General features: G+C 35.3%; 13 protein-coding genes. All 13 read right to left on the reverse strand.

Annotation, left to right across the window (positions count from 1 at the left end; all coding sequences use genetic code 11):
* Positions 1-4: 4 nt before the first annotated feature.
* Genes PVK63_RS08850 through PVK63_RS08910 form a run of 13 tightly spaced genes read right to left on the reverse strand, consistent with a single transcriptional unit; the run spans position 5 to position 13,314 of the window.
* On the reverse strand, positions 5-745 hold the full coding sequence (locus PVK63_RS08850; RefSeq protein WP_274440305.1) for a WecB/TagA/CpsF family glycosyltransferase: 741 nt from the start codon (positions 743-745) through the stop codon (positions 5-7).
* A gap of 12 nt (positions 746-757) precedes the next feature.
* Positions 758-1,489, reverse strand: coding sequence for a heparin lyase I family protein (locus PVK63_RS08855; protein ID WP_274440304.1), 732 nt, complete (start codon positions 1,487-1,489; stop codon positions 758-760).
* A complete protein-coding gene (locus tag PVK63_RS08860) occupies positions 1,473-2,504 on the reverse strand; it encodes a glycosyltransferase family 4 protein (protein ID WP_274440303.1) in 1,032 nt (343 codons plus the stop codon). The genes PVK63_RS08855 and PVK63_RS08860 overlap by 17 nt, the downstream gene beginning before the upstream one ends.
* On the reverse strand, positions 2,501-3,061 hold the full coding sequence (locus PVK63_RS08865) for a serine O-acetyltransferase (RefSeq protein WP_274440302.1): 561 nt from the start codon (positions 3,059-3,061) through the stop codon (positions 2,501-2,503). The genes PVK63_RS08860 and PVK63_RS08865 overlap by 4 nt, the downstream gene beginning before the upstream one ends.
* Positions 3,048-4,154 carry a glycosyltransferase gene (locus tag PVK63_RS08870; RefSeq protein WP_274440301.1) on the reverse strand — a complete coding sequence of 369 codons (1,107 nt, stop codon included), beginning with the start codon at positions 4,152-4,154 and terminating at the stop codon, positions 3,048-3,050. Before PVK63_RS08870 ends, PVK63_RS08865 begins: the two co-directional genes overlap by 14 nt.
* Positions 4,151-5,074 (reverse strand): glycosyltransferase family 2 protein, encoded by a 924-nt coding sequence (locus tag PVK63_RS08875; protein WP_274440300.1) that lies wholly within the window; start codon positions 5,072-5,074, stop codon positions 4,151-4,153. The genes PVK63_RS08870 and PVK63_RS08875 overlap by 4 nt, the downstream gene beginning before the upstream one ends.
* A complete protein-coding gene (locus PVK63_RS08880) occupies positions 5,074-6,399 on the reverse strand; it encodes a flippase (RefSeq protein WP_274440299.1) in 1,326 nt (441 codons plus the stop codon). The genes PVK63_RS08875 and PVK63_RS08880 overlap by 1 nt, the downstream gene beginning before the upstream one ends.
* Positions 6,374-7,597, reverse strand: coding sequence for an O-antigen ligase family protein (locus PVK63_RS08885; protein WP_274440298.1), 1,224 nt, complete (start codon positions 7,595-7,597; stop codon positions 6,374-6,376). The genes PVK63_RS08880 and PVK63_RS08885 overlap by 26 nt, the downstream gene beginning before the upstream one ends.
* Positions 7,590-8,102, reverse strand: coding sequence for a hypothetical protein (locus PVK63_RS08890; RefSeq protein WP_274440297.1), 513 nt, complete (start codon positions 8,100-8,102; stop codon positions 7,590-7,592). Before PVK63_RS08890 ends, PVK63_RS08885 begins: the two co-directional genes overlap by 8 nt.
* A 26-nt stretch (positions 8,103-8,128) precedes the next feature.
* Positions 8,129-9,367: a UDP-N-acetyl-D-mannosamine dehydrogenase gene (gene wecC / locus PVK63_RS08895; RefSeq protein ID WP_274440296.1), complete on the reverse strand. Its 1,239-nt coding sequence runs from the start codon at positions 9,365-9,367 to the stop codon at positions 8,129-8,131.
* 35 nt (positions 9,368-9,402) lie between these two features.
* Positions 9,403-10,551 (reverse strand): non-hydrolyzing UDP-N-acetylglucosamine 2-epimerase, encoded by a 1,149-nt coding sequence (gene wecB / locus PVK63_RS08900; protein ID WP_274440294.1) that lies wholly within the window; start codon positions 10,549-10,551, stop codon positions 9,403-9,405.
* 9 nt (positions 10,552-10,560) lie between these two features.
* Positions 10,561-12,777 carry a GumC family protein gene (locus tag PVK63_RS08905; RefSeq protein ID WP_274440293.1) on the reverse strand — a complete coding sequence of 739 codons (2,217 nt, stop codon included), beginning with the start codon at positions 12,775-12,777 and terminating at the stop codon, positions 10,561-10,563.
* Positions 12,778-12,813: 36 nt separating this feature from the next.
* Positions 12,814-13,314, reverse strand: coding sequence for a polysaccharide biosynthesis/export family protein (locus tag PVK63_RS08910; RefSeq protein WP_443111686.1), 501 nt, complete (start codon positions 13,312-13,314; stop codon positions 12,814-12,816).
* Between the last annotated feature and the right edge of the window lie 44 nt (positions 13,315-13,358).

Here is a 13,358-nt window from a genome sequence, read left to right on the forward strand (position 1 = left end):
TGTATTATAATCTACGGCTATTTAATTTTTTTCTCACTAATAATAATGCGAACTTAGAGTTAGTAACCAAGTAGCGTTTCCACATACGACGAGGCTCTTGAATAACACGATATAACCATTCTAAGCCTGCATTTTGCATCCACTTTGGTGCGCGATTTACTTTTCCGGCAACCACATCAAAGGTTCCACCTACGCCCATAACAAAATCCACGCCTAATTTGTCTTGCCATTTATTAATGAAGTTTTCTTTCTTTGGTGAAGTTATGGCAACAAACAGCAATTTAGCCCCAGACTCGCGTATTTTATTTACTACGGCTTCTTCATCATCCCAAAAATAACCATCATTAAAACCAGCAATGGTTAAGTTAGGGTTTTGCTCTTGTACTTTTTTAGCAGTTTTAGTTACAACTTCTTCCGTCGCACCTAAAAGAAATATAGGAAAATCACGTTTCGCACTCATTTTTAATAATTCATGAAAAAGGTCAACACCCGCAACACGTTCTGGTACATCAAAACCAAGAAAACGAGCACCAAAGACAACGCCCATGCCATCAATATTAATCACATCACAGGCTTTTACAGATTCGGCCAATATAGGATCTTTCTGCATGTTGACGATTTTCGCTACATTGACGACAACGTGTTGCACAAAGTGTCCTTGTGCGACCTTATCTTCAATATGAGAGACTGTCTCATCCATTGTTGCTATATCCATTGGTATATCAAGGAATTCAATACGGTCCATTTATTTTTGCACCTAGAGTGAAGAGTTAATTTGTAAATTTCGGAAATAAATATGATTTTTGTTCGTTATTTTTGGGTGTCTATATAAGCCAATTTTCAAATAGTGCTGATATTCATTGTGCATATTAGGACCTTGAAAATAAAAATTACTGTGGTCGTTAATACGTAAACTTAAGGAACCATTATGAGTATTTGACCAATTAAAATGAAAATTAAGTTTATTCCAACTTCCAATCTTTAGAGGTATAGGGACAAAATCGTTGTTATAGGAAATTCCGAAAACGAGTTTGCCATCTAAATATTTGTCATATAGAGCAACCAATGGACTTCTTCCTGGGAAGTTTTGCCATGACTCACCTAAATTTGGGTTGGGTTGGTCATGCCACTGTGTTATGACAGACCATCGACCTTCAGAATCCGGCGTGTACGAAGGTGGAATAAAAACCTCAAACTGATAAATGACTTCATCACCAACATTAAATGGATAATCGATTGCTAACTCAGACCGTCTTCCATTATTTATTTTCTTTTGATTACCTGTTATGTAAAAAACCAACTTATCATCTTCACTTACTATAGTTTCACTATAGATCGATTCAATTACCATTAAATCAGCTAAATCAGTGGCATTGAGTGACTTTGCTACTTCTTGAATTTGATACTTATTGTCTTTAGCATAACTGTTTAAGGTAACGAGTGTTAAGATGAAAAACAGTATTATTCTAGGGTTAACTATAACTTTCATAAATAGACTCCCACTTTGGTAATATGACATCCGAAGTAAAGTTGTCTTTGTATAGTGTGTAACCATTCTCAACTATACTTTCTAGTTGTTTCGGTGAAGAAAGTACGTAATTAAGTTTATTCACTATTTGGTATATTGAACCTGGTTCAACAAGATATCCCGTTTTACCATCAACGATTACTTCAGGTATCGCACCGACTGGCGTAGTAATAACAGGGATCTTACAACCCAAAGATTCGATTAAAGTCATAGGTAAGCCTTCGTTATACGATGGCAGTATCATTACACTACATTTACTTAATAGTTCCGTTTTGGTTGTAGTATCTACCCAACCGTGAAACGTAACACTTTCAGATATGCCTAAATCATCTACTAGTTGTTCTACGCTTTTATTCTCTCCCGAACCGCATAAATGGAGGTGATAAGGTATATCGAGTTGCGAACAAGCCTCAATAAGATCATAAATGCCTTTTCTTTGTATGAATGCGCCAAGAAATAAAATGTGTCCTTTTTCACGAGGCACTAGTTTTTTGCTGATGTCAACATAGTTATTTATAGAAGTAACTGTTCTACCGGAGATTTCTTCAATATAATCTTTCCAGCTATCAGAAAGAACTACGAACTCGTCTACATTGCGAATCAGCCATACAATAAGTCGTTTGGTAATATGGCTGCGAGAAGAATAATATTGCTTAAACTCAGAACCGTGCAGGTGTATGAGTGTACTAACACCAAATAGCTTGGCAATCATGATAAAGGTAAGCTTTCGCCAAAAGCTTCCTTTGTAGGACATGTGGCAATGTAAGATTTTCACATTGTCTTTGATACAAATACCAATTAAAATTAGTGTCGCTCTGAAAAAAAGCCACAAGTCTTGTAGTTTAGATACGCCCTTATGACTGATAATTCGTAAGTGAGAATAATTTTTAAAAAGCCCATTTATTTCGTAGCCTTTAATAACAGAGTCGATACCACCATTTGCTGCAGTTCCTATAGTTACAATGCGCTGTTTCATTTATCTAAACTCCATTTATTAACCAAAGTACCTTCTGACCCATTGAACGAAACAATTTTTGCAGGATTACCGACTACTACAGCATTGTCGGGAACGTCTTTAGTTACTGTTGCATTTGCTCCAATTACTGAATTCTTCCCAATAACTATTCCACCAAGTATACAAGCACCTGGACCTATATATACATTGTCCATAATTGTTGGAAAATTATTTTTTTTCCTTCCTAATGTTACACCATGGAGTATAGTAACATTGCTACCGATAATTACGTCTTTGTCCCAAGCAGTTCCGAACACATGGTACATTGAAAATCCAGGTCCAATCTGAGTACGATAGTTGGCATCTGAAGAATAGGCACGTTTATAGTAAATGAAAAATAGTTTTGGAAAAAAACCAACAATTGGTATATTTGAAAAGTGATTGGCCGCTCTTAACCAAAAAACGAACTTGAAGCCCTTACGGAATAAAATATCTTTAAGGAATATGAGTAGACTAACCTTTCCATTCTGTCGATAAAGGTCAGATTTTACTAAGTAAATAAAACTATATTTCTTCATTTAACGTTCTTTTTATAGTATTTAAATATTGAGATGCAATTTTTGATTCTGAAAAATCCGTAGATCTGATAATTAACTGAGATTTATCAACTAGCGGGCTTTGTGATTCTCTGATAATTGCCTTCGCCATTTCAGTGCTGTTAGAAACAGGTACGAGACGGCCGTAACGACCATTTTCAAGTATCTCAGCAGGACCATAATTACAATCAGTCGATATTACGGGCAGTCCGAAAGCCATGGCTTCTACGATCACATTACCAAATCCCTCCCATGCAGAGCTGAGAACAAAAATATTTGCTGATGAATAATAACTATGAACGTCGTTACTAAAACCGGCAAATGTTATACAATTTTCGATATTTAAATCGGATATTAACTTTTTAAGTTTTTCTGCTTCATTATTGCAAAAAACACCCCCGACAATGGTTAAATGTACTGGAATTGTTTTTGAAACAAGCTGAACGGCTTTGATTAATGTAGAGTAGTCTTTTTGTTCACTTATCCTGCCCACTGCAACTAATCGTAAAGTTTCGTTATCTGTCTTGCATGAAGTTAGTTTTTTTTTGGGTTTAAACCTAACTGGGTTATAGATGGTTTCGATAGGAGCCTTAGCTTTAAGTAAAGATGAAACTTGATTGTTTAAACCATTTGAGACACAAATTACCTTATCTGCTAAACGATAGATATATGACACATAGAAGGTTAATAATAATCTTTTTAATTTGGATTTTTTAGCCCAGTGTTCATGCAAAGACGCATGCTCACTTACGATAACTTTACATTTGAATGATGATAAAAAAGAAGATAGTAAACATGCAGCATTTGTATCGGTATAAGCCGATATAATTACATCTGGTCGTTCTTCTTCGATGATTCTTTTTAATGGGAAAATGGATTTCATCGTACGACTGGCTTCTAAAATAATTACTTTAAATCCATTATTTTTAGCGGTAATTATGTTCTCTCCAATGTTGCTATCTACGACAAAAATAATTTCAATTTTTTTGTTTGAATAGAGCTCCTTAGCGACTGAAAGAAAAACTTGTTCTGCACCACCAAAGCCTAACTTTGAAATTCTAAATAGTATTTTCATTTATTAACTGCTTTTTTTAATATTCGATATGTATTTGGAAAACCCAAAATTAGCTTTTTCCTAATATTTAACTTTGAGTCAAAAAGGTATTTTACAAATAATTTTGCAAACGTAATTCTAACTGATATAGGCAAAGATTTACCGTAGTAACATCGGTAAAGTAGATAAGATAAATGTATTTTTAAATAGTCAGAGGTCCGGTTTTTATTGCTAGGAAGTAATAGTAAGAAGTTTAATATATTATCGAAATAATCTGGTTTTATATTTAGTGTTGCGCCATCTTCGTTGATGCGATAGGCGTATAGTGATTTTTTTATATGATAAACAACTTCGATTTCAGAATATATATTTGTTAAAAGCATCATGTCTTCACAAAAATTAACTCCTATTGGAAACTCTTTGTTATCGAATAATGTTGACTTGAATGCTCTAATACATGGGTACCATATTGAACTTAAAAATACATCGTCCTCAACATCTTTAAAATTTATAAGTCCAAACTTATCGTATACAAACCTTTTTTTTGACTCATTAATCTCTTTTTTATTTGAAAACATTGTAAAACCAAACTCGACAACATCTGGTTTGTGTAGATCAATAGCCTTTAGAATGCTTGATGTGTATTGTTCTTGAAGGATGTCATCACTGTCTAAAAATGTTATGTAATCACCTTTGGAAATACACAACGCTGCATTACGCGCAGAACTTACACCTGAATTTTCCTGCCTTTGTAGAACTAGATGTCCAGTTTCGATATAGCATTTATAATTATTTGATATAATATCATAGGTGCCATCTGTAGAGCCGTCATCGATAACGATAACTTCTACTTCAGAATTAAATTGTTGAAAGTATGAGTCTAAAGCTTCCAGAATGTACTTTTCACCGTTGTACACAGGAACGATTATAGATAGGCGCATTATTTAGATCCTATTGTATTTAAAGCATATTTCAAGGCTTTATTGGGGCTGGATACCAACGTTAGATATGCGGTAATTGCATGTTTGAATATGTGTCGAGTTTCTTTAAATAGGGCATAAATTAAGAAGTCGGCTAGGAAATAAGAAAGAATGGATACAATTGCTGCGCCTGTTATACCAAATCTTTCAATAAAAAAATAATTCATGCTTATGCTAAACGTGGCTATGAATAGTGATTTTATAAACTCATACTTAGCAAGGTTTTGGAGTACTAGCATTCTTGAGAACAACGCTGCTGGAAAAATAAACATCCAATTCCAACATAGTATTTCTAGTATGTTTTCAGCTCCGGTGAATTTATAACCATATAATGTCCTAATAATAATATCTGAAAACGCGTATACAGAGATTGATAGTCCAAAACCAAGTGTAAAAAGTATTATAATAATACCTACTACGAATTCTTCATAATCGCTTTGTTGTTGAAAATATTTATTAGACAGTGTTAAGTAGAACGTCATTGTAATAATGTGTCCGATAAATATAAATTGTGTTATCAACCTTGAAGCAGAGCTATAAATACCTGTGTTGGTATCATCAAGTATTGCGGATATAAGTAATATATCTCCCTGCATAAAAATTGGAAAAAGCATTGAAGATCCAATGAGTGGCAATGCTTCTTTCAGGATACACTTAGCTTTTATCGTATCAAATTGCCATTTGTGGTGTTTTAAATTATTAAATTTAATAAACTGCAATAAAAGTATTAGGAACTGGATAAAAGACTGTATAGGAATGAAAATTATTACTAAGTGATAGTCAAAGTTGAAATTTAAAGCATATGCTAAATATATAAGTGCTGATGCTCTCGATATAATTGCTGATATCGCTATTTTTCTTGGTTGATTCACGGCCTGAAAAAATAGCTTAACAACGGTTGCTCTTGAAAAATAGGTTGCTATTAATACAGAGATTGAAATATAGATCAAGCTTATATCGATTGAACCACCATTTATAATCCATATAGATAATAATACAATGGAAGAATATATTATCCAACCAGAACTTTGAACAATTATAGTGGTAAAAATCAGGTTATAGTCGGTGTTATTTTTAGCTAATTCTCTAACGATGATGTGATCTAATCCAAGAACAACTAAAAATATTGCTGTTGCTGATATGGCTTGTATAAAACTCAATTTTCCTAGGTTTTCTGGGCCAAATATACGTGCGACGATAATGACGCTGATTAAGCCAAAAACAATTGCAGTAACGTTTTCTACTGCATACCATGCAGCATTAAGAACGTTCGATAATTTTGACATCTATAGTACTCAAATTCTTTTCTTCGTTATATCTTAAAAATGAAATTAATATTGTAATATACCATAAAATATTGGTAGACAGCAGAAATGATGTTTCTGTGATATTATGGAGAGTTACAAATAAAAATAAGCTGAACATTACTGGAAAGTACCTTGAACTCTTAATGTATATTAAAGAAATCAATGTGCTAATAATGAAATAAATAAATATAGAACAGCCAACTATACCTAATGATAATATCAGGTCGACATATCCGCTATCTGAGGCTGCTAGTTCTTTTACCCATATTGGGTCAGATTCAAAAAGTGGTGAAAAATATATTTCCGAAAATTCTGATTTTCCCCAGACGGAGTTAAATCCAAATCCATATATGATCTTATCTTCAGCGTGTAATAACATGTTTAGCCATAATTTACCTCTGCTCGTCATAAAACTTTCATCTATGTGGTAGTATAAATAATCGAGTATTTCATATCTGTTTGTTATTACAATTAGAGATAGCGCTATTAATATACCAATTAATGCTATTTTCGTGGAAATAATGGTATGTTTAGCAAATTTTACAGGTGATGTTGATATGGATATAGCTAACGTTATGACTAATAAATATAGTAGTATAGATGTCTTCGATGTTGATAAAAAAAGTAAGAAAAACCCAACAATACAAAAATAAAAAGTGATTTTGGAACGTGATTCAATATAATCAAAAGTAAGAACAATTAAACAAAGAGCTATCACTAAACCAAAGTGATTTTTGTGTCCATAAATACCCATCATACCTGAATCTCCAAATGCGCTTCCAAGTAATATAGGAAGTGCAATGAGATTTATAGCAATTATAAAATATGTGCTTTTTCTAAATATATCAAATATGGTTTTAGTCGAATATTTATTTGCTACCATCATGCATGTTAGAACTAGCATAAGTTGAATCATTGATTCTTCTAAACTTTGGTAAGCCCAATATGACCAGGTTGCACTCACTATACAATAAGCAATAATAATAAACAGTACGTGATTGTTTACCATTCTTATAAATAGATCTGGAATTAATTTAAGATTAAATAATAGTAGAATGCTGAAATTCAAAAACAGTATTTTTCTATCGTATAGATTGTGGCCAATTAATAAGAATACTAAAGATAGGAATAACATTGCATTAAGAACACTGGAATGCCTAATATTTAAACTACTCATATACTGATTCTAATTTTACGTTAACAGAGTTGAGGATATAACAATTTGAGCATTTTTTTGAGATACATTTAGCCGGGTTATCTGCAAATGTAGTATTTGATAGAACATCTATTGTTACGACAGAACCTATGCCCATTAATGCTTTGTTACTAATATGTATGTGTTCTTCCAAGCAAACGTTAGGTTCAATATAGGCCTTATTTCCAATGTTCTCTGCTTCACCATGGTTTGAACCGATCTTAGCCGATCTATTGATGGCTATAGATGTTGCATTTTTTATGTATAACCCTGGTCCAATTCTACAATCTTCAGGTACTTGTAGTGAATACTTTATTGAAAGAAGCCTATGGGAAAAGGCTACTAATAGTCTAACAATTAGACTATGACTTAGTAAGAAAGTGTATTTAAATGAACGGTTAGTTATCAAATTCTTTAAAGTTAGCCATATCTTTACTTTTTCAGTGTAGCGATAAAAATCTAACTTAATCAGGTCTATTGGTTTCATTGTAAATACACCTTGCAATTATACGCTTAAATAATGCCGCGAGTATCAATGACAACTTTTGTCGCAAATTGAATTTTATCTGCTGCTTTAAATTGTTTATGATCGACAAGAACCACAATGATGTTGGCTTTTTCTAGTGCGGTTTCAAGTGTAACCTGCTCAACACCTGCATGCACTAAACCTTCAGGCAGGGAATCAACATTCGGCTCGACAGCAAAGATCTGACCAATATTTTTTCCAGCCAATTCTTCGACGATTTGCAGCGCAGGGCTTTCACGTAAATCATCAATATCTGCTTTAAATGCCAAGCCTAAACAAGCAATCACAGGGCGCTTAAACTCGTCTGCTGCTTTTTCGATTTGATCAATCACATAGTGAGGTTTTGCATCATTGGTTAAGCGAGCTTGACGAATAATCTTCGCATCATCTGGGCAACTGTCTACGATGAACCAAGGGTCAACGGCGATACAGTGGCCGCCAACACCAGGTCCTGGGTTTAGAATATTAACCCTTGGGTGACGGTTTGCTAGTTTGATTAGCTCCCATACGTTAATTTTTAGTTTGTCACTGATAACAGAAAGCTCATTGGCGAAAGCGATGTTTACATCACGAAATGAGTTTTCTGTTAGTTTTGCCATTTCTGCAGTACGAGCATTGGTGATAATGCACTCGCCACGAACAAAGGTTTGGTATAACTCAACCGCTCTTTCACTACAGGCTTTTGACATACCTCCAATAACACGGTCATTAGCGATAAGTTCTTGTAAAACATACCCAGGAAGAACTCGTTCAGGACAGTGTGCAACCTTGATGTCTGCGCTGTCGCCTGTATCTTGTGGAAAGCTTAAATCTGGACGAGCTTCTTTTAGCCAAGCTGACAGTTTTTCTGTTGCGCCAACTGGAGAGGTAGACTCAAGAATAATTAAGTTGCCTTTTTCCAATACGGGTGCAATTGCTTTTGCTGCGGCTTCAATGTATTTAAGATCTGGGGCATTACCTTCTTTAAATGGGGTAGGTACCGCAATCATGAAGGCTTCTGCTGGTTCCGGAGTAGTCGTTGCACGTAAATTTCCAGTGGTAACAACACCACGAACGACAATATCTAAATCCGGTTCTACAATGTGAATGTTACCTTGGTTAATGGTATCAACAGCATGTTGGTTCACATCAACACCGATGACTTCAATACCACGAGAGGCGATGACTGCTGCTGTTGGTAACCCAATATAGCCTAGACCAATGACGGAGATTTTTTTAAATGACATGGTTGTTCCTTAACAATGTAATGTCGTTACGATATTTATAATTTTAAGTTTGAAAAGTGTTGTTTAATGCTGTCAATGATACGGTCACACGCTTGACCGTCGCCATATGGGTTATGCGCTCTACTCATTTTTTCATAGTCTGCTTGGTTAGTAAGCAAGTTTTCCACAGCATCGATAATGGCTTGTTTATTTGTTCCGACGAGTTTTACTGTACCCGCTTCAACCGCTTCGGGGCGTTCTGTTGTATCACGCATTACTAATACAGGCTTGCCCAGAGATGGGGCTTCTTCTTGAATACCACCTGAATCAGTCAAGATAATGTGTGCTTGGTTCATTAAGTAGACAAATGGTAAATAGTCCTGTGGTTCAATAAGGTGGACGTTATCGACCCCTTTAAGGATGCGGTTGACAGGCTCTCGTACATTTGGGTTCAGGTGCACAGGATAAAGAACTTGGGTGTCAGGGTGTTTCTGCGCAATCTCAACAAGGGCTTCACAAATACGCTCGAACCCGCCCCCAAAGCTTTCACGACGATGTCCTGTTACAAGAATAAGTTTTTTCGCTGGATCTAACTCTGAAAAATGAGCCGCTAACGTTGCATTGAGATCTTGATCTTGTTCCAGTTTTTTTCTTATGAGAAAGAGTGCATCAATAACGGTATTTCCTGTGGTCGAAATACTGTTGTTATCTATACCTTCGTTCAATAAGTTTTGTTGTGAAGTACTTGTCGGAGCAAAATGGAGTGTCGCTATCGCACCAGTGAGTTTTCGGTTGCCTTCTTCTGGCCACGGAGAATAAATATTTCCCGTGCGTAGGCCTGCTTCAACATGACCGACAGCAATTTGCTGATAGTAAGCGGCTAAACTGGTTGAAAGTGTGGTCGCAGTATCACCGTGAACAAGTACAATGTTAGGTTGAAATTCTTCTAATACGGGTTTAAGTCCCATGAGTATATTTGATGTTACGTCATATAAAGATTGACCAGGTTTCATGATATTTAGATCAAAATCAGGTGTAATATCAAATAAGTTAAGTACTTGATCGAGCATTTCACGGTGCTGTGCAGTAACACATACCTTACTTTCGATACCTTGAGCTTCGCTCAGTTTATGTACCAGTGGCGCCATTTTAATTGCTTCTGGGCGAGTACCAAAAACAGAAAGCACTCTAATTTGTGTCTTCATGGTTATTCCTTAACCTTTATTAGCGTGAGCGTATTGTGAATATTCAGAATAGGTATGTGTGCCTTTCTTGGGTAGCAGAACTCGGTTTAGCACTACGCCATCAATCGTAATTTGGTGCTTTGTAAATAGTGTCATTGTATGTTTATAAACCGATTTACTGGTGCTGTTCACTTTGACGACAAGTAAAATTCCTTGAGTTAATTTACCCACAATAAATGCATCTTTTACCGGTAAGATAGGTGGGGTATCTAAAATAATGCGGTCGTATTTATTTGTTAAATCAGCAATTAATTCTTCAAAAGCAGTACTGCTGAGTAACTCTTGTGGATTTGGGGTAAACATTCCAGCGCTTAACACATCTAAATTAGAGTTATTAACGGACGTAATGCACTCTTCTAGCGGGGTATTCATTAATAAAATATTGCTTAAACCAGGGTGACTATGTGGCAATCCAAAGCGTTCACCAACAGATGGTTTTCGTAAATCACAATCAATAATCAATACTTTTTCTAGTTGAGAGAAAGAGTGGGCAAGGCTTATTGCTGTAGTTGTTTTTCCTTCTCCTGGAACGGATGATGAAATCGCCAATAGTTTCCTTTCTGATTTTGGAAGAATTAAATATAACGAAGTTCGTATTGAATCGATCGATTCTTGAAACAGCGTAAATTTATTATTATTGAATACGTTTGCATCAATCGGAGATTTTTTGTATTTCTTATCTTTAATTACCGGAATTGTTCCCGTTGGTAATAAACCTAGTTTATTTTCAAAATCACGCGCTGAGGTTATTGTGTTATTAAACGCATCGAGACAAATTACTAGTACAACAGCAAAACTGGCACTGGCAATAAATGCAAGTACGACAATCAGTTTACGATTTGGTTTACTAGGAAACTCAGGCACTAAAGCATAATCACTGAAGCGAGCATTAGCAGCACTAAAATCACTGGTTGCTGAGGTTTCTTTTTGGCGAGTTAAAAATAAATCGTACAGTTTTGCGTTACTGTTTACTTCACGTTTGAGCGCATCATATTCACTTTTTACAACGCTTAAGGCTTGGAATTCTCCTTTTTTACTTAATAACTCATTCTTAAGTACGCGTTCTTGTTCTTTGGCGCTAGCAAGCTCTTTTTTGATGCCACTAACCAGTTTCGCGGTTAAAACTTTTATACGGCTTTGAATTGATTGTAATTGTGCATTCGCTTGGATCATTTTGTCGTGCTTAGGACCATAGCGCTTAGATAACTCACTTACTTCTTTTTCTGCATTCGATTCAGCAAGCCTAATATCACGTATTTGAGGGTGGTTAGATATTAAAGAGTTTGCACCAATTGATGAGCTACCTTTGTTGTTATTTAGAGCATTATATAGAGCTTGTGCTTCGATTCGTTTATCCGTTGCTTCTGCAATACGAGTGGTTAAGCTAGATAGCTCCGAACTGGTTAGTGCTTCGATCCCACTATTATCAATTAATTTCTGTTGCTGTAAAAATTGCAGCAGAGTTTGTTCTGAATTATTTAGATTTTGTTTTAGTTCACTGAGTCTTTGGTTTATCCATCCCGTTGCTTGTTCTGTTGCAACTAGTTTTGACTCTAAATTATTTTCTATAAAAGCAAGACCTACTGCATTTGCTATTTTTGCTGCTAATTTAGGATCTTGAGATTCAAAAGAAATGTTAACGAGTTGGGTTTTTCTGATCGGCGAAATGGTCAAACGAGATTTAAATGTTTTTAGTACAACACGATTAATGGCTTCTTGTTTATCCAAAAAATCAATATCGTTACTGGTATCTTTGGAAAAATGCGCTTCTATCAATGGGTGGGACAGTAACTCATATTTTATATTTTCAATAAATCCAGGTTCAGTAACGGTAAGGCTTGGGTTGAACTCTTCGACTTGGTTTAGTTCTAATTTTTCAATAACACGCTGTGCGACTTGGTTGGATTTTAAAATTTCAAATTGAGTGAGATAATATTCTTTTGCGCTAGTATCAATACCAACAACTTCTTCAATTGAGATGGCCCTTTGCTGAGAGGATTCAATTAAAAGTGTAGCGGTGGCACGGTACATTGGGGTAATAGATAATGCGATTAACGCCGCAATAGCCGTACATAATAAGGAAAATAGAGAAATAGAAACCCAACGCTTTTTTATAAGATGGAAATAATATCCAAAATCAATCAATTGTTCTTGTTGTAATGAATCATTCTTAAGGCTAGCCAACATTATTCAGTCCGTTGTTAAATTGCAGAGAGTGGGGTATTAAAAAAAGCTTTGTTCGATAACAATAATGTCACCCGGAGATACGGAAGAAGAGAGCTTAACTTTATTTTTAAGATCATCTTTTCCTGCTTGTGCTATATACACATTTTTACGTGCTGCTCGATCAGTAAAGCCTCCCGCAAGTGCAATCGCTTTATCTACGGTTAGACCTGGTTGGTATTCATAACCACCTGGTTTTTTTACTTCACCATTCACATAGATGCTTCTGAACCCAATAATACTGATACGTACCTTAGGGGAGATCAGGTAGTCACCTTTTAATCCATTAATTATTTCGTTCTGTAGTTGCTCGGTGGTCTTGTTTAATGGCCTCAATTGGCCGAGGTATGGGTATTCAAATGTTCCACTATTGTCGATGTATAGCTCATCAATAGAGAGGTTTTCTTCACCATAAACCGATATTTGGATTTTATCACCAGCCCCAATCGTGTAATTATTATTTATGGCGATAGATTTAAATGAAATGGTCATAAGAAACATGAGCCATAAACTGATTGTAGAAATACGTGCCATTACGATATCCG

The sequence above is a fragment of the Aliivibrio sp. S2TY2 genome, assembly GCF_028765525.1.
Taxonomy (GTDB): domain Bacteria; phylum Pseudomonadota; class Gammaproteobacteria; order Enterobacterales; family Vibrionaceae; genus Aliivibrio; species Aliivibrio finisterrensis_A.

What these genes read in the sequence shown, in the direction of transcription:
- PVK63_RS08860 (WP_274440303.1), bottom strand. Translation starts at nt 2,504, where the DNA reads ATGAAACAGCGCATTGTAACTATAGGAACTGCAGCAAATGGTGGTATC.
- PVK63_RS08865 (WP_274440302.1), bottom strand. Translation starts at nt 3,061, where the DNA reads ATGAAGAAATATAGTTTTATTTACTTAGTAAAATCTGACCTTTATCGA.
- PVK63_RS08890 (WP_274440297.1), bottom strand. Translation starts at nt 8,102, where the DNA reads ATGAAACCAATAGACCTGATTAAGTTAGATTTTTATCGCTACACTGAA.
- PVK63_RS08870 (WP_274440301.1), bottom strand. Translation starts at nt 4,154, where the DNA reads ATGAAAATACTATTTAGAATTTCAAAGTTAGGCTTTGGTGGTGCAGAA.
- PVK63_RS08855 (WP_274440304.1), bottom strand. Translation starts at nt 1,489, where the DNA reads ATGAAAGTTATAGTTAACCCTAGAATAATACTGTTTTTCATCTTAACA.
- PVK63_RS08910 (WP_443111686.1), bottom strand. Translation starts at nt 13,314, where the DNA reads ATGTTTCTTATGACCATTTCATTTAAATCTATCGCCATAAATAATAAT.
- PVK63_RS08875 (WP_274440300.1), bottom strand. Translation starts at nt 5,074, where the DNA reads ATGCGCCTATCTATAATCGTTCCTGTGTACAACGGTGAAAAGTACATT.
- PVK63_RS08850 (WP_274440305.1), bottom strand. Translation starts at nt 745, where the DNA reads ATGGACCGTATTGAATTCCTTGATATACCAATGGATATAGCAACAATG.
- wecB (WP_274440294.1), bottom strand. Translation starts at nt 10,551, where the DNA reads ATGAAGACACAAATTAGAGTGCTTTCTGTTTTTGGTACTCGCCCAGAA.
- PVK63_RS08880 (WP_274440299.1), bottom strand. Translation starts at nt 6,399, where the DNA reads ATGTCAAAATTATCGAACGTTCTTAATGCTGCATGGTATGCAGTAGAA.
- wecC (WP_274440296.1), bottom strand. Translation starts at nt 9,367, where the DNA reads ATGTCATTTAAAAAAATCTCCGTCATTGGTCTAGGCTATATTGGGTTA.
- PVK63_RS08905 (WP_274440293.1), bottom strand. Translation starts at nt 12,777, where the DNA reads ATGTTGGCTAGCCTTAAGAATGATTCATTACAACAAGAACAATTGATT.
- PVK63_RS08885 (WP_274440298.1), bottom strand. Translation starts at nt 7,597, where the DNA reads ATGAGTAGTTTAAATATTAGGCATTCCAGTGTTCTTAATGCAATGTTA.